The organism is Ignavibacteriales bacterium (assembly GCA_016700155.1).
Classification (GTDB): Bacteria; Bacteroidota; Ignavibacteria; order Ignavibacteriales; family Ignavibacteriaceae.
Genome location: CP065001.1, coordinates 513,449 through 529,314, shown reverse-complemented (window position 1 = coordinate 529,314; position 15,866 = coordinate 513,449). Strand labels below are relative to the sequence as shown.

The 15,866-nt window shown below is 35.8% G+C and carries 15 protein-coding genes; 12 read left to right on the top strand and 3 right to left on the bottom strand.

The features are described 5' to 3' along the window. Positions 1–155: 155 nt before the first annotated feature. The 10 genes from tnpA (at position 156) to IPM56_02070 (ending at position 9,358) form a co-directional block, all read left to right on the top strand. Positions 156–611, top strand: a complete 456-nt coding sequence (gene tnpA, locus IPM56_02115; GenBank protein QQS36778.1) for an IS200/IS605 family transposase — start codon at positions 156–158, stop codon at positions 609–611. A gap of 113 nt (positions 612–724) precedes the next feature. Continuing rightward, the gene (locus IPM56_02110; GenBank protein ID QQS36777.1) at positions 725–1,936 is read left to right on the top strand and encodes a serine hydrolase; all 1,212 of its coding nucleotides are present in this window, start codon (positions 725–727) and stop codon (positions 1,934–1,936) included. Further along, on the top strand, positions 1,936–3,765 hold the full coding sequence (locus IPM56_02105; GenBank protein ID QQS36776.1) for a glycoside hydrolase family 3 C-terminal domain-containing protein: 1,830 nt from the start codon (positions 1,936–1,938) through the stop codon (positions 3,763–3,765). Before IPM56_02110 ends, IPM56_02105 begins: the two co-directional genes overlap by 1 nt. Before the next feature lie 121 nt (positions 3,766–3,886). Continuing rightward, entirely contained in the window at positions 3,887–4,078 is a 192-nt protein-coding gene (locus IPM56_02100) for a PspC domain-containing protein (protein QQS36775.1), read from the top strand. A 31-nt stretch (positions 4,079–4,109) separates the two neighbouring features. Then, positions 4,110–5,237 (top strand): sorbosone dehydrogenase family protein, encoded by a 1,128-nt coding sequence (locus tag IPM56_02095; protein ID QQS36774.1) that lies wholly within the window; start codon positions 4,110–4,112, stop codon positions 5,235–5,237. Positions 5,238–5,406: 169 nt separating this feature from the next. Continuing rightward, entirely contained in the window at positions 5,407–6,732 is a 1,326-nt protein-coding gene (locus tag IPM56_02090; GenBank protein QQS36773.1) for a cytochrome ubiquinol oxidase subunit I, read from the top strand. Continuing rightward, positions 6,725–7,732 (top strand): cytochrome d ubiquinol oxidase subunit II, encoded by a 1,008-nt coding sequence (locus IPM56_02085; GenBank protein QQS36772.1) that lies wholly within the window; start codon positions 6,725–6,727, stop codon positions 7,730–7,732. The genes IPM56_02090 and IPM56_02085 overlap by 8 nt, the downstream gene beginning before the upstream one ends. Positions 7,733–8,020: 288 nt before the next feature. Beyond that, positions 8,021–8,608 (top strand): hypothetical protein, encoded by a 588-nt coding sequence (locus IPM56_02080; protein QQS36771.1) that lies wholly within the window; start codon positions 8,021–8,023, stop codon positions 8,606–8,608. A 170-nt stretch (positions 8,609–8,778) separates the two neighbouring features. After that, positions 8,779–8,958 carry a hypothetical protein gene (locus tag IPM56_02075; protein QQS36770.1) on the top strand — a complete coding sequence of 60 codons (180 nt, stop codon included), beginning with the start codon at positions 8,779–8,781 and terminating at the stop codon, positions 8,956–8,958. After that, the gene (locus IPM56_02070; protein ID QQS36769.1) at positions 8,951–9,358 is read left to right on the top strand and encodes a PIN domain-containing protein; all 408 of its coding nucleotides are present in this window, start codon (positions 8,951–8,953) and stop codon (positions 9,356–9,358) included. The genes IPM56_02075 and IPM56_02070 overlap by 8 nt, the downstream gene beginning before the upstream one ends. Before the next feature lie 67 nt (positions 9,359–9,425). Here the strand turns inward: IPM56_02070 and gldC are convergent, their stop codons facing one another. After that, positions 9,426–9,773 (bottom strand): gliding motility protein GldC, encoded by a 348-nt coding sequence (gene gldC / locus IPM56_02065; GenBank protein ID QQS36768.1) that lies wholly within the window; start codon positions 9,771–9,773, stop codon positions 9,426–9,428. 296 nt (positions 9,774–10,069) lie between these two features. On the opposite strand from gldC, the gene IPM56_02060 reads away from it, so the two are divergent. Both IPM56_02060 and IPM56_02055 read left to right on the top strand, forming a co-directional pair. Further along, entirely contained in the window at positions 10,070–10,612 is a 543-nt protein-coding gene (locus IPM56_02060) for a hypothetical protein (GenBank protein ID QQS36767.1), read from the top strand. A gap of 116 nt (positions 10,613–10,728) precedes the next feature. Next, positions 10,729–11,142 carry a hypothetical protein gene (locus IPM56_02055; protein ID QQS36766.1) on the top strand — a complete coding sequence of 138 codons (414 nt, stop codon included), beginning with the start codon at positions 10,729–10,731 and terminating at the stop codon, positions 11,140–11,142. Between the two features lie 50 nt (positions 11,143–11,192). Here the strand turns inward: IPM56_02055 and IPM56_02050 are convergent, their stop codons facing one another. Further along, complete coding sequence (locus IPM56_02050) at positions 11,193–13,418, bottom strand: S46 family peptidase (protein QQS36765.1); 2,226 nt, start codon at positions 13,416–13,418, stop codon at positions 11,193–11,195. Between the two features lie 176 nt (positions 13,419–13,594). Beyond that, the gene (locus IPM56_02045; protein ID QQS36764.1) at positions 13,595–15,772 is read right to left on the bottom strand and encodes a S46 family peptidase; all 2,178 of its coding nucleotides are present in this window, start codon (positions 15,770–15,772) and stop codon (positions 13,595–13,597) included. Between the last annotated feature and the right edge of the window lie 94 nt (positions 15,773–15,866).

The following is a 15,866-nucleotide window of genomic DNA, read 5'->3' as shown; positions in this document are numbered from 1 at the left end:
GGTTAATTACAGTTATTATGATAAGAGTTTTATTATGTTTCATTTATTCAGTTATTGCTTGTGCATAATGATTATTTTTTCTTAATAGTAAAAAATGACTCTATATCTCCTGTTATTTGGTTAGGTGAAAGTAAATCATATCATTTCTTTTTTTAATGATGAAAATAGAATTCAATAACTTATACACACATTTTATACTGATAACTAAAGATCGTTTCCCTTTCATAAATGAAATGAATCGTGAACGTATCGAAAAGTACATCACAGGTATTGTAAACAATAATGAGTGCAGGTTGTATTCTATATATGCAAACCCCAAGCATGTTCATTTTTTAGTATCACGTTCGCCAAAAGTGTCTGAAGAATCTTTAGCAACGCGCATTGCTGATAGTACCGAAAGATTCATTAAGGAAAATAAATTATGTAATGATAAATTTGCCTGGCAGCAATCAGCATCAGCTTTTTCTGTCTCAAAGTCCGATGTGGACAAAGTATGCAAATATATTTTGAATCAGCCCAGACATCATAAAAAATTCAGTTTTACAGAAGAGTATGAAAAATTTATAAAATTCTACCAGAAAACTTTGGACATTAGAAGAGGCAATTTATAAAGCGTTAGATAGTTTCAAGCAAACTTTGACAACCGGACAAAAAATAAAAATGTTTTAACCTTAGTAACCAGTACTATAAATCAAAATATTAACCTTATTATCTTATTCAAAATTTGAAGCAACATCTAAAAAAAATAATTACATTCATCGTAAGGAATACTGCTCTACTATTTCTTTTGGTTTTCTTTTTATTATTTAGTTGTAAAAAAGAATCTTCTGGAAGTGTTTCTACAAATCCCTACCCGTTTAAATTTGATTTTTCAACCATCGAAAAATTCATTAAAGAATCGATCTCCAATTCTGCATTCCCCGGTGCGGTGTTATTGATTGGGAATAAGGACAGCATCCTATATCAAAAAGCTTTTGGTCATTTTACTTATGATAAGAATTCGCCGAATGTTTCAACTTCAACAATATACGACCTGGCTTCACTTACAAAAGTAATCGCCACAACCACAGCAATCATGTTATTGGTTGACCGAAAGATATTATCACTTGATGATAAAGTTTCCGTTTACATTCCAGAATTTGGTAAGAATGGTAAAGAAGGAACCACCATCCGGAACTTACTTAAGCATAACAGCGGTTTACCTGCCTGGAAGAAATTTTATCCCGATAAAAAAAATAAGACGGAAATTCTCGATGATATCTGTAACATAACACCCGAATTTAAGCCCGGAAGTAAAACTCAATACTCCGATCTTGGATTTATTACTCTTGGTATAATAATTGAAAAAATTTCCGGTATTAGCCTGGATAGTTTTTGCACTAAAGAGATTTTTGAACCATTAAAAATAAATAATACTTTCTTCAACCCCGATGAAAAAAATTTAAAGACGACGATTGCACCAACTGAAGTTGATAACTACTGGCGCAGCAGGTTACTTCAAGGTGAAGTACATGATGAAACCGCATCTATAATGAATGGTGTATCAGGTCACGCAGGGTTATTTTCAACAGCCGAAGATCTGTACAAACTTGTTAAAGTATTAATGAATGATGGACAGAAAGAGAATACGCAATTCATATCGCAATCAACAATAAAGGATTTTTTGAAGAGAGAATCCAACACTGAATCCCGACTACTCGGCTGGGATGCAAAAAGCAAAACAGGTTCATCTGCGGGACAGTATTTTAGTGATAGTTCATTTGGTCATACCGGTTTTACCGGAACTTCCATCTGGGCTGACCCTGAGCAAAATTTAATTGTTGTTTTTTTGACAAATAGAGTTTATCCTTCGCGTGAGAATAAAAAAATTATTAATGTGCGTCCGGCACTTCACGATTTAATCATCAAAACGATCTCTAAGAATAAAATTAACTGATGAAAATATTTTTCAGGAAACTCTCGTATAAATTATTCTCACGGTTATTTTTAATAAGCGTACTGATACTATTCCCGCCTGATATTATTTCTTCAATCGTAATTTTTAATAGTGATGAAGATGCTTCTTCTGAAACAGTTTCATTAAAAAAATATCCCACCGTATTTGATTTAACCGAAGACGAAAAAGACTGGATAGAAGAAACACTAAGCAAAATGAGCATCCGTGAGCGCTGCGCCCAAATGATTATGCCGATGGTGAATTCATCTGCTATTGTGGAAGGTTCAAGTGATAATTTAAAATTAAAATCACTTGTAGCTGATTGTAAAGTAGGCGGACTTATAATTTTCCAGGGTGATCTTGAAAGCCGGATCAACATCATAAATTATTTTAATAATCTTAGCGATCTTCCCTTACTTTTCTCAGCAGATTTTGAACGAGGTCTCGGAACAAGAATTATTGATGCTACTGAATTCCCATATAACATGGCACTTGGTGCAACCGGTGATTATGAGTTTGCATTCAAGATGGGTAAAGTCATTGCAGAAGAATCACGCGCATTAGGTATCGGACTTAACTTTGCACCTGTCGCTGATATAAATGATAACTATGCAAACCCGGTTATTAATCTTCGTGCTTATTCAGAAGATAAGTGGATGGTATCGCAATTCTGTTCTTCATTCATTCGCGGTTCAATTGAAGGAAGAATCATTTCTACGGCAAAACATTTTCCCGGTCACGGTAATACAAGAATCGATTCGCATCATGATCTTCCCATAATAAATGTTGACCGGAACAGTCTGCTTCAAAATGAATTTGTCCCGTTCATTGAATCAATTAAAGCCGGTGTTCAGGCAATAATGATAGGACATTTGAATGTACCTGCTGTTGAGCCCGATAATATTCCTTCAAGTCTTTCACCAAAAATTATAGATGATCTTTTGCGCGGTGAGCTTTCATTTGACGGTCTGGTAATTACCGATGCATTAAATATGAACGCGATTACAAATTATTACACCGATGAAGAAGCCGCTATTCTTGCAGTGAAAGCCGGTGCGGATATATTGCTAATGCCGCCTGATGAATTCACAGCGATTGATGCTGTTTACCGTGCTGTAATGTCCGGCGAAATTAAACTCGAAAGAATTAATGAAAGTGTAAGAAGAATACTTGCTTCAAAGAAATGGCTTGGAATAAATAAATATCAGACAAAGGAATTATCCGCTGTAAAAAATGAATTGACAAAACCCGAGCATATTAATCTAGCTGACTCCATTGCACAAAGATCAATAACACTTGTAAAGGATGTTGATTCACTTCTTCCGTTACAGGCAAACAAATATAAAAAAGCAGTTTGCGTTACAATAACAGATGGAATAGGTTCATCTTCAATAATGAATTTTCAGAACGGACTTGATAAACATCTCAATGGTGTGAAAAAGATTTTCATCAATAAGAAAACAAAAAAAGCCGCATTAAGAAAAGCTCTTGATACAATAAAAAAATCAGACCTTGTAATTATATCATCATTCATCAAAGTAAAATCAGGAAGTGATGCACCGGTTGTCTCAAAAACGAATACTGATCTGATAAAAAATATTTTAAAACTAAAGAAGCCGGTTGTGTTCATTAGTTTTGATAGTCCGTATATGCTGTCATTCTTCGATAATGCAGAAACATACATCTGCTCGTTCGGTAATACACCTTCATCGCAAAGAGCAATGACGAATGCGCTTTTCGGATTGAGTGATGTATCGGGAAGATTGCCAATTACTTTACCTTATACTGATTTTAAAATCGGGCACGGTGTTAATCTGTTTAAACTGTAACCACTTTTCCGGAATCCAAATTTAAACGGATTCTACATCATTTCGTTTTTCATACTTTCTTTCATCAATAATCATTAATATTTGAGTGTTAAAATTTTTATTTCTGAAAGATCATATTCTTATGCCTTTAAAAAGATCAAACAATGCAATGTTAGCCGGAGTTTGCGGAGGTATCGCAGAGTGGCTTGGATGGGATCCGACAATTGTCAGAGTCGGTTACGTTCTGCTCTCTGTTATCAGCGCAGCATTCCCGGGAATACTTGTTTATATAATTCTGTGGGTAGTGATGCCGCCCGCAGAACAGCGTTATTGAAATATCATTAATAATTAAGTCTGGACTAAGTATGAAAAATAACTTCACCTATGTGATCGTTTTTTTTATGATGCTTTTGGGGATTGTGTGTAATTCGGAAAACCAGTCACAGGTTCATGATAATCTTGGTATGGATTTACCTGATGGTTTTATGATTGATGTTTATGCTGATGAAGTTCCCAACGCCAGGTCTATGGCTCTTAGCGATAACGGAGTTTTGTTTGTTGGTACCCGTCAGCGCAACGGAATGGTTTATGCGATTGAAGATAACAATAAAGATTACAAAGCTGACCGCATTTATGTAGTGGCTGAAAATCTTAATATGCCTAATGGAGTTGCCGTTCGCGGTAACGATCTTTATGTGGCGGAAGTTCATCGCGTTATAAAGTTTGAAAATATAGAATCGACATATAAAAACTCACCTTCCTACACGGTTGTGAATGACAGCTTTCCGACTGATACTCATCATGGATGGAAGTTCATTCGTTTTGGTCCTGATGGAAAACTTTATGTTCCAGTTGGTGCGCCCTGTAATGTTTGCTTTCAGAAGGACACAAGATACTCATCGATATTAAGAATGAATCCCGACGGAAGTGATCTTCAACTTTATGCTGAAGGAATACGGAACACTGTTGGATTTGATTGGGATCCGCAGACAAAGGAATTGTGGTTTACAGATAATGGTCGCGATATGCTTGGTGATGATATTCCTCCCGATGAATTGAATAACGCACCGGATTCAGGTTATCATTTTGGTTTTCCATTTTTACACGGCAATAATGTTCCCGATCCTGAATTCAGTAAAGATAAAGACCTGAGTATTTATAGAACCCCTGCAATTGCACTCGGTCCGCACGTTGCCGCATTGGGAATGAGATTTTATACAGGAGATATGTTTCCCAAAGAATATAAGAACCAGATATTCATTGCTGAACATGGTTCATGGAACCGTTCAGAAAAAATCGGATACAGAGTAAGCGTTGTAAAACTAAAAGATAACAAAGCCGTAAGCTATGAACCATTCATTGAAGGTTGGCTAAGAGGTGAAGCCGTAAGCGGAAGACCTGTTGATGTTCAGATAATGCCCGATGGTTCAATGCTAATTTCCGATGATTACGGTGGAAGAATTTATCGTGTCACTTATCAAAGACCCGAATAAAAATTAAAAATTTCATGGAGAAGCAACAGAATACTGCGGCATAAACTAAAAGTCATTCCGACTTGTCCGGAATCTGTTTTTTAACTCCGTGTTCCTCTGTGTCTACTCCGTGGTTCTCAGTGTAAGTCTTACTAACTATTGATTATTGTTTTTTTCTCTGGAGTTAAAATTGGATGATCTTCTCGCTGCCCGTTCCACAATGGCCCTGTCATTAGCCTTTCACATCATCTTTGCATGCATTGGAATGACAATGCCTCTGCTAATGGTCGTATCACACTGGCTTCACATTAAAACAGGAGAAAATGTTTACCTCAAACTCACCAAAGCATGGTCAAAAGGAGTTGCAATATTTTTTGCGATAGGCGCAGTATCAGGTACAGCACTTTCGTTTGAACTTGGAATACTCTGGCCCGGATTTATGGAACACGCCGGCGCAATTATAGGCATGCCTTTTAGCTGGGAAGGCACCGCTTTTTTTGTTGAAGCAATATGCCTTGGACTATTCCTTTACGGATGGAACAGAATTAATAAATGGATTCACTGGTTCTCAGGATTACTTGTTGGTTTATCAGGAATTGCCTCTGGAATTTTTGTTGTATGTGCAAACGCATGGATGAACGCTCCCGCAGGATTCGATTGGATAAACGGACAGGCACACAACATTGATCCGTTTGCCGCGATGTTCAATGATGCATGGGTAAGCCAGACACTTCACATGACTATTGCAGCAATTGAAGCAACTGCTTTTGCTGTCGCGGGTGTTCACGCGTTTTTATTATTAAAGAAAAAAGAAAATGTTCTTCATAAAAAAGCTATGATAATTGCATTGTGGTTTGGAGCCGTTGCCGCAATCGCACAACCACTAAGTGGGGACTTCAGTGCGAAAGATGTAGCAAAGAGACAGCCGATAAAATTAGCTGCGATGGAAGGACAGTTTGAAACTCTTAAAGGAGCGCCGTTAACGATCGGCGGCATACCGGATGAAAAAACAAGAACAACCTCTTTCGGAATAAAAATTCCACACGCACTAAGTTTTCTTTCTTACGGTGATTTTAATGCAGAAGTAAAGGGACTAAATGAATTTCCTGAAGAACACTGGCCTCCCGTTTTAATAACACATCTTGCATTCCAGGTTATGGTTGGATGCGGAACAGTACTTGCTTTGGTAGGTGTTATTTTTCTTTTCTTTCAATGGAAGAAAAAACATTTGCTGCTCAATAAAAACTTTTTAAAAATAATTTTTCTTTGCACACCACTCGGCTTTATTGCAGTTGAAGCCGGATGGATTGTAACAGAAGTCGGGCGGCAGCCATGGATAATCTACGGCATAATGAAAACAAGTGAAGCTGTTACGCCTGTTCCCGGACAGGCTTTTCATCTCGCATTATTCTCAATTATTTATTCTGCTCTTTCCGTCATTGCGTTCTGGTTGTTGAAGAGGCAAATAAAAGTTTTAGATAACGATCCCGAACTGAACGGAGGCGCAAATGCTTGAAGTTGTAATATTCTTCCTGCTCGTTTCTCTTTACCTATATTGTTTATTAGGTGGCGCTGATTTTGGTGCGGGAATAATTGAATTATTTTCCGGAAAGAATTCTAAAGAAGTAACACAAAAACTTGTAAACAAAGCAATGGCTCCGATTTGGGAAGCAAATCACATGTGGCTGATAATTGCAGTTGTGATTTTGTTCAACGGCTTCCCGATGATATACAGTAAAATTTCAATCTCACTTTACATTCCACTTATACTTTTATTAGTGGGAATAATCTTAAGGGGAACAGCTTTTACATTCCGCTACTATGATGCGATAAAAGATGATTCACAAAAAATTTATTCCAGGATTTTTGCGTACTCAAGTGTAATGGTTTCGTTTTTCTTCGGACTGATAATCGGCGCATTAGTTTCAGGAAAAATACAATCATCATCAACAGGATTTGCCGAGAGTTACATATACCCTTGGCTTAATTTATTCTCAGTCTCAACGGGAATTTTTATATCCGCAATTTTTGCATTCACCGCTTCGGTTTACCTTATTGGTGAAGCATCAGATATTCAGACAAAATTAATGATCGTTAAAAAAGCTAAACGCTCAGCAATAATTATGGTATTAAGCGGCGGACTCGTTTTTGTTACATCCTTAATTGAGCAGGTTCACTTCGCTGAATCATTTATGGATAACACACTTGCAAATATTCTTATCGCCGCAGCGACGTTGCTTCTTCCTTTCTTATGGTATTCATTGGATAAAGTGATGAACTGGCTGGCGAGAGTTTTAGTCGGTGCGCAATTGTTTTTGATACTCGCCGCATTTTACGCTGTTTACTTTCCATCGATATTAATTTTGGATAACGGAAGAAGCTATGACCTGATGATACACAAAGCGCCTGATGTTACACTCGCATATCTAGGATGGGCATTGATAATCGGTTCGTTAATAATTTTTCCATCGCTGTATTATTTATTTAAAGTGTTTAAACTTGAAAAACAGAGTTGATCACTTTGTCACCCTGAGCTGCTTGACCCTTTGGGATCGAAATGTGACGGTGTGACTTTACCACTTAGACACTAAGAGCACTTAGAAACACTAAGTTGTTATTCAGTCTTTGATACCGGATGACAGATTCAGGATAATTTGATCTGGCTTGTGCAGTAGCAAATTTTAATATCAAGAAATAGGATAGAGAACAAAACGACTGTGTTATAGATATTGAACAGCGTTCATACTTATGTTTTAAAAAACATATTCACGCAGTCTAAGCAATAAAATAGATGACAGAATAATATGCTTGAACATGAAAAAATAAAACAAAACTTGAGAGATAAATCAGATGAAGAAATATATATTATCGCACGAAATGAATCGAAAGAACTAAGAGATGATGTACGGCCAATACTCATTGAAGAAATTAAACGACGTAAATTAAATCTCAAGCTTATAACTTGGATTGATTTAGAAAATCGTGAATTACCTATTGATCAAATAAAAAAAAGAATTTCTTCTTTAAATTGTCCTAGTTGTGGGAGTAAGCAAACAAGAATTATTGGCATAAAAAATAGTTTCATAATTTGTTTTCTGCGTTTTACTAATAATCATACCTCGATTAAATTTCTTTGTGAAAGATGCGCCAGAAAAAATGTCATAAAATATTCTTTAATTACTTTTTTCTTGGGTTGGTGGGGAATTGGCATTATTATAGCGCCATTTATTCTCTTTAATAATGTGTTAAATTTTTTGAAGATTGATAGGAATAGCGAAGAAATACTAGAACATGTTATTGAAACAAAAAGAGGATTGATTGCAAAAGATATCAATAACGATATATCTCTTTTAAAATTTATAAAACAATTTAACCGTAACAACTCTCTATGAGTTGTTTATAGCAATTTTTATTATTAATGGATCCATTCAGTAAATAGTTCCCCCCCCTTATTCACCTTCTTCTCAAGCTCAAGCTTCTCAGCAAATTTTCTGCTGAAATCATTGGTTGCTTATTTATAAAATTTATATTTTGACTCAATAAATAAAATATAGGTGTCGAAATGACAACAAAAGAAAAAGTTAAAAGAGAAATTGAGAAGATGCCAAATGAACTATTAGAAAAAGTGTATCAGTATATTAGTTCTCTAAGTACCAAAAAGACTACGAAAAATAAGATTCATACATTTAACCTAAAAGGACAGTTAGATAATGTAAATATAAGAGAAAGAGCCTATGAGTAAACTTTTACTCGATACGAATGTTCTTATTTACTCTATTGATGAGGATTCAAAATATTTCAGACAAGCACAAAATATCTTTTCAGAAGAACACGAACTTTTTACTACATCAAAAAACATATCCGAATTCCTTTCGGTAATAACAAGAATACCAAATCCATTGTCGTTAAGTGATGCCCTATTGTTATTCGATGACTTTGCTAGGGTTATGACAATTTTATATCCAGATGGAGAATCATCTAAAATTTTCAAAGAATTGTTAAGTAAATATCAGCCTAAAGGTTTACAAATACACGATTATGAAATTATAAGCATTGGATTATCACATCAAATCAATACAATAGCAACATTTAATGAAAAAGATTTTAATGATGTTACTGAGATAAAATTACATATTCTTTAAGTGTTTAGTACTTTCCCATCGAGTTAATACAACCACAACTTATATATTTGTATTCAGATTTGATTCCTCACCCCTTATTCACCTTCTTCTCAAGCTCAAGCTTCTCAGCAAATTTTCTGCTGAAATCATTAATCATATCTGAGGCTTCAGTGTTTTTTGTTGAGCGCTGGAATGTATCAGCCATTTTTATCAATGTCTGGTGAAAGTGTATGTTCATTTCATCGACAGTCATTTCTTTCGTCCACAGATCAATTCCCATCGTCACACTATCTTTTTTATCCCACAAAGAAAGCATCAGTGATTTACATTCGCTCAGTGATTCGTTGCCGGAGTCCGGCGCTTCCCATTCAATTTTTTCAGGCACGCGGTTATCATCAAGTTGTATTCTCAGATTTATAAAAGTTGTTTTGGGCATGATTTGTACTCGTTATTTTTTATAATGATAATTCATACAATGATCTGGTAGTGTTGTGTGATTAGCTGATACCGGATACCGGATATTTTGACGCTACTTTAAAATTCAGTATTTCTTGTTCGATATTGATTATTCTTGCTTACGATCAGTAAGAAGTAGTTTAATTGAAATTTCTCTTTTCTTTTGCCACACACATCAACACTCAACCATCATCCATACTAAATTTCTTTCTTCAAATTTAACAATTAATTCTTCATTTTGGGATTAAGATTTTTGAAATCATTTCAGAAAAATTTATGAGAATACAAACTTTTATATTTTCAGTTTTAATAAGCCTGTTGTTAACTTTTATCTCAAACGCGCAGACAATCAGCGCAGGCGCGTCAATAGGCGGCGGAACTATTAGCGGAGAAACGCCGTCTATCGGTTCGTTCTCTACGTCACTTTATGTAGAGACTGTTTCCCCTTTTGAAGATGATATATCGATCAGGCTTGCATTTTTTTATATGCAGGATATCGATAAACTACTTCCTGATACAAGAACAGTTTATTTCTCATTCATAAAAGGATTTTCGCTGAAGGCAATTCTAACTCAGGAACTTGAAAATAATTTTTTTATTGAAGAAGGATTGGGACTAATAACCGTTAATGACAGGACTTTATCACGCACCAATGAATGGGATTACGGCGCTGCAGTATCTATAGGCGGCGGACTTGATCTGCGTAATGATAATATGAAAGGTTTTAAGATCGGTGCGGGATTGGAATTTGGAATTACATTTTTTAATACACTTCCAAAGTATTCTTCAGTGTATCTATCTGTTCAAAGATATTTTTGATCAGGGCTTTTACAAAATCATGACAACCGGCAGTGTTTAAGTAGTTATATTCATTCGTCGAATAAAGACCAGTAATAATTTTTGTATAGTTAATTTAATCCCGGGTGGAGAATTATATGAAAGCATATTTATCGGCTATACTGGTTCCATGCCTGTTGTACTTTTTCACGGGCTGCTATACACATACCGCAGTAAGCAAAGAAGAGTTTATAAATGAATACAGCGGTCATCCATTACAGGTTCTTACAACCAATCATAATGTTTATTCTTTTGAACCAAAAAATTATGTAGTAAAAGATGATTCCATACGTGGTTCAGGTTACCAGGTATTCTCAGAACAAATGAAAGTTCCTTTCAACGGTATAATAGCTTTAAGTGATGTTGAAATATTTAATGTAAAAAAAACAGACGGATCTAAATCGCTACTCACATTCCTTGGGGTTACAGCCGGGATATTTGTCTTAATTTTTCTTATTGCCTGGATTTCATTTTCAGATTCTGACATGGAAATATTCAGAATGCCTAATTAAAAACAAATCCCGCTCAAGGCGGGATTTGCTCTAACATCATTAAATAAAAACTACTTTTTCTTCTTTGTAGTTTTTGTCTTGGTTTCTTTTTTCTCTTCTACTTTAGGAGGCTCTACATAAATATTTCCGGATTTAAGTTCTTCACTTAATCTTTTATTTTTATACAGATCCTGAATTGCTTCAAACATACCTGCTGAATGAACAGATACTGTTCTGTTCTCTTCGGTTGTAAAAATAAAGTTACCCGGAAGACTTTCTATATTACCATCAAATGCGAGTCCTACAATCTGTGCATCTTTATTAATTACCGGGCTGCCAGAATTTCCACCGATGATATCATTAGTTGAAACAAAGTTAAAAGGAGTTCCAAGATCAAACTCTGCCGGTGGGTTTTGCCATCTTTCAGGTAAACTCCACGGAAATTCTTTACCGAATCCGTAATACCTGTCATACATTCCATGGAAAGTTGTAATCGGCGGAGCGTAAGTTCCGTTGTACGGGAAACCTACTACGACACCATCTGAAATTCTTAATGTGAATGTTGCATCAGGTGGAATTGATGTGCCGTAAACTTCAAATAAAGCTCTGCCGAGAAGTTGTGTGTAGGTTCCTTCACGCGCAGCTATTTCTTTAACGTAACTCTGAAGCTCTACTTTTCTATCCTTGGTATTAACTATAAAATAAATAAACGGATCTTCTGAGTTAAGTACTTCTTCAGGTCCTTTATCAATGAGAGATTTAATCCCTTGAATACTTGTTATTGAAGAGTTAGCTAACATAAAATCGGCAGCTTCCTTACCTCTTCGTCCCTCAGTCATCTTTTCAACAAGAGGGTGATCCATACCAAGCAATCCAATCATTCTGTCAATCTGTTTTACCAGCATCAGGTGATTCAGGTGAGGATCAAAATCCTCCGGGATCATCGTTTCAATCGTTGTTTCCAATTCTCCGTCTTTATAAGCAACCGATCTTTCTTCTTCAGGAAGCATTAACTGTTCAGCAAGATCTACTATACTTTGTGCAGTAAAGAAATAACCCGAAGATGTGAACTTATTCAGATTAATTGCCCCATATTCATTTGAAATTTCTCTCATCTCTCCGCGTGTACTTTCAATATTCTCCCATACCATTCCATATTTTTCGTTCAGTTCTTCATTGTTGAAAACTGCTTCTTTAAACTGGTTCTCAAAATCTCTTTTCTTCTGCATCAAGACAGGGTCTCTTAATCCCTTTAAGATACCGCCATAAGCTTTTTGTGAATTAGCAAAACTAAATACCTGGTCCTGCAGTTCCTCTTTCTTATCCGGACTTTCTTCCATTAACTGTGAATAAATTGCGACCAGATCATTAAGAAGATTTAGTGTTGCTGGATATTGATAGTCACGTTGGTATTCCAGCTGTGCAACAGTATTTAATCTTGCAGTTGAACCCGGGTTGCCTACAACAAATACTGCTTCACCAGGAGCGGCACCGTTAGGACTCCATTTGAAATAGTGTTCTGTCTTTAATGGTTTTCCTTCCTCATCATATACTCTGAAGAAAGTGCAATCCATATTATACCGTGGATATGTAAAGTTGTCGGGATCGCCGCCGAAAAATCCAAGTTGTGTTTCAGGCGCGAAAACAAGCCTTACGTCATTATACGTTTTATATCCGTACAGTGAATATTTTCCGCCGTTAAAAAGTTTTACAACAGATATTTTTAATCCTGATTTATCTTTTTCCCTGTTTTGAATTTCAGTGATTATTGATTTCTCATTTGCTGCTCTTTCAGCATCATCAGCACCCTTATCAATAGCATTATGTACTTCTTCTGTTACATCTTTGATGAGTACAAGCTGATCCACATATAAACCAGGCACAGGTCTTTCTTCTTCCAGTGTGGCAGCTATAAATCCATTTGTATGAAGGTCCTCACCTTCTTTATTAACCTGGGTTATACTCGTTCTTCCGCAGTGATGGTTAGTCATTACTAACCCGTCTGCTGAAATAAATGATGCTGAACAGTAATTTGCAAATCGCAATGCTGCCATTCTTACATTATCAAGCCATTCGTCTGTTGGACGGAAATTGTATTCATCCTCAAAATAATCCAGCGGAGGAAATTCAAACGTCCACATTCTCCCCGTATCAAATTTTCCGGCTTTAACTGTATCAAGATTAAGCCAGCTTTGTCCATCGTTTTGACCGAATGTATTTATCGGGTAAACGGCAAAGAGTACAATTGTAACCAGTGATACAATTCTTAACACAAATTTTGATTGGTAATTTTTCATTGGTGAACCCTTGTGATTATTAACGGTCTAAAGTTACTATTTTTTGCCCACTTATTAAAGAATTCCATAGGCATCTTTCAGTGAAAAAATAAAGAGGCTGTCTGAAAACAGTCATTATATTAAATCTATTTAAAATAAAAACTCTTAAAGATAGCCTCTAAGTGAAGAGGTAAGTTTCACTTTAAAATTTTTGAATGCTTTAGTTCGTCTGCAATTCTTTTTGTTTTAAACATATCCTGTATTACTTCAAGCATTCCCTGTGAAGCAACTGATATCATCCTGTTTTCAACTGTGTCGTAAATAAAATATCCGGAGTTGCCTTCAATGTTACCGTCAAAAGCTAATCCTACGACTTCTTTGTTTTTGTTGATCACAGCACTTCCTGAACTTCCGCCGACAATATCATGTGTACTTATAAAATTATATGGTGTTGACATATCAAAATCTTCTGAGGGATTTTTCCATCTTTCAGGAAGATCCCAGGGATATTTTTTCTTATGAGAATAATATCTGTCATACAATCCATAAAACGTAGTGACAACAGGTGCAACAGTTCCATTGTAGTCATAAGATTTTAGAACACCATCACCAATTCTTAATGAGAATGAACCATCAGGCGGAATTGTTGTCCCGAAAACTTCAAACAATGCCTGACCAAGTTGATTTTCAAAAACAGTCTCGGTTGTATTTATTTCCTTAATAATCCCCTGAAGCTGTGTATATCTTTCATTATTCTTTAAGTTAAAATAAATGAAGGGATCATCAGAACTTAAGATCGCATCCGAGCCTTTGTTTGCTAGTGCGATAACTTCATTTCTGGTTTTAATTTTTGCTAGTGAAAGAATATGTTTTACAGCATCATCACCTTCTTTACCGCCGAATAACTTCTGTACATGTTCATTATCTTTTCCAAGTAGCATCATCATTAAGTTTGCTTGTGCACGTAACACTTTTCTTTGAAGTGCTTCATCAAAATTAGCAGGGAAGATATTTTCGATTGTAACAGCAAGACTATCAGTTTTATATTTGGAGCCTCGCTGTTCTTCAGGCAATTTTAATTCACCTGCAAGTTTAATCAGTTCATCAGCTATTTTATAATAAGCTGAATAAACATTTGAATTTCTTGAAAGAGTAGAATATTCATTTGCATACTGACTAAGTTCCTGCCTGTTCATTGCAAGATTTTCCCAAACGGTTGAGTATTTTGCTGCAAGTTTAGGATCGGACATCACTTTTTCTCTTAGTGTTTTTTCAAAATCCTTTTTCCTTGCCATATAAATCGGGTTTCTTAATCCGCGTAAAACACCTGTGAACCTTTTATTACTATTTGCAATATTGTTAAGTGTACCGATGTATTGTGATCTTTTTTCAGGGAACTCTGCAATTAATTCTTCATAATTTTTTTGATACTGCTGCATCAGGAATGCATTTACACGGTAGGTGTAATCTCTCATATACTCAAGCTGTGCAACTGATTTTAGTTTATTAGTGTTGCCGGGGTTACCAATTACAAAAATTGGTTCATCTTCCTGTGCGCCGTTTGGGCTCCATTTAAAATAGTTTTTCACTTTCACAGGTTTTCCGTCTTCATCATACGCACGCCAGAAAGTACAATCAAGACTGTAACGCGGATAAGTATAATTATCAGGATCACCTCCATATAAACCAAGCGCTGATTCGGGTATTAAAACCAGTCTGATGTCTTTATATCTTTTATATCCATATAAGGAATACTTACCGCCATTATATAAAGTTACCACATTATAGACCAGACCTGTTTTTGCTGAGTTCTGTTCCTGTAGCGCTTTTATTTTTTCAGCTTTGAATTTGGTTTTCTCTTCGTCGGTTGTTCCTTTGTTTATTGCAGATTGTATTTCATCAGTAACATCCTGAATTGATATTAGCTGGTCGACATGAAGTGTCGGGTGTTTTCTTTCATCTTCCAGTGTCTCAGCATAAAAACCAGTGGCTAATAAATCTTCACCTTGCTTTTGTAACTGTTGCAACAAAAAATCTGAGCAGTGGTTGTTGGTCATTATCAATCCATCTTCAGAAACAAACGAGCCGGAACACCAGGTGCCAAATTTTACTGCAGACATTCTTACATCATCCAGCCATTCTTGTGTTGGACGGAAATTATATGTTTGCTCAAAATAATCTAAAGGAGGAAAATCAAACGTCCACATTTTACCCGTATCAAACCGTTGGGCTTTTACCGTGTCAAGTAAAACACCCTCGTAAACATTTGAAGGACTGGAAGTAGTCTGTACATTTTGAGTTGAACCGCATCCGCTAGTAAGAATTAGTAATAAGAATATACCCGGAATTAAACTGAGTCTGGCAAATAATTTCATAACGATCCCTGATTGATAAAAATATTCGGCAGAAAAATATTTACCAGTGAATGACGGACAAAACAGTTTGTCCTGCTCATAAACCGCCTGTCAT

Excerpts from the sequence above, each read along its gene's own strand:
- IPM56_02055 (QQS36766.1), top strand. The coding sequence starts at position 10,729 with ATGAAAGCATATTTATCGGCTATACTGGTTCCATGCCTGTTGTACTTT.
- IPM56_02100 (QQS36775.1), top strand. The coding sequence starts at position 3,887 with ATGCCTTTAAAAAGATCAAACAATGCAATGTTAGCCGGAGTTTGCGGA.
- IPM56_02060 (QQS36767.1), top strand. The coding sequence starts at position 10,070 with ATGAGAATACAAACTTTTATATTTTCAGTTTTAATAAGCCTGTTGTTA.
- IPM56_02045 (QQS36764.1), bottom strand. The coding sequence starts at position 15,772 with ATGAAATTATTTGCCAGACTCAGTTTAATTCCGGGTATATTCTTATTA.
- IPM56_02080 (QQS36771.1), top strand. The coding sequence starts at position 8,021 with ATGCTTGAACATGAAAAAATAAAACAAAACTTGAGAGATAAATCAGAT.
- IPM56_02085 (QQS36772.1), top strand. The coding sequence starts at position 6,725 with ATGCTTGAAGTTGTAATATTCTTCCTGCTCGTTTCTCTTTACCTATAT.
- IPM56_02075 (QQS36770.1), top strand. The coding sequence starts at position 8,779 with ATGACAACAAAAGAAAAAGTTAAAAGAGAAATTGAGAAGATGCCAAAT.
- tnpA (QQS36778.1), top strand. The coding sequence starts at position 156 with ATGATGAAAATAGAATTCAATAACTTATACACACATTTTATACTGATA.
- IPM56_02095 (QQS36774.1), top strand. The coding sequence starts at position 4,110 with ATGAAAAATAACTTCACCTATGTGATCGTTTTTTTTATGATGCTTTTG.
- IPM56_02070 (QQS36769.1), top strand. The coding sequence starts at position 8,951 with ATGAGTAAACTTTTACTCGATACGAATGTTCTTATTTACTCTATTGAT.
- IPM56_02050 (QQS36765.1), bottom strand. The coding sequence starts at position 13,418 with ATGAAAAATTACCAATCAAAATTTGTGTTAAGAATTGTATCACTGGTT.
- gldC (QQS36768.1), bottom strand. The coding sequence starts at position 9,773 with ATGCCCAAAACAACTTTTATAAATCTGAGAATACAACTTGATGATAAC.
- IPM56_02105 (QQS36776.1), top strand. The coding sequence starts at position 1,936 with ATGAAAATATTTTTCAGGAAACTCTCGTATAAATTATTCTCACGGTTA.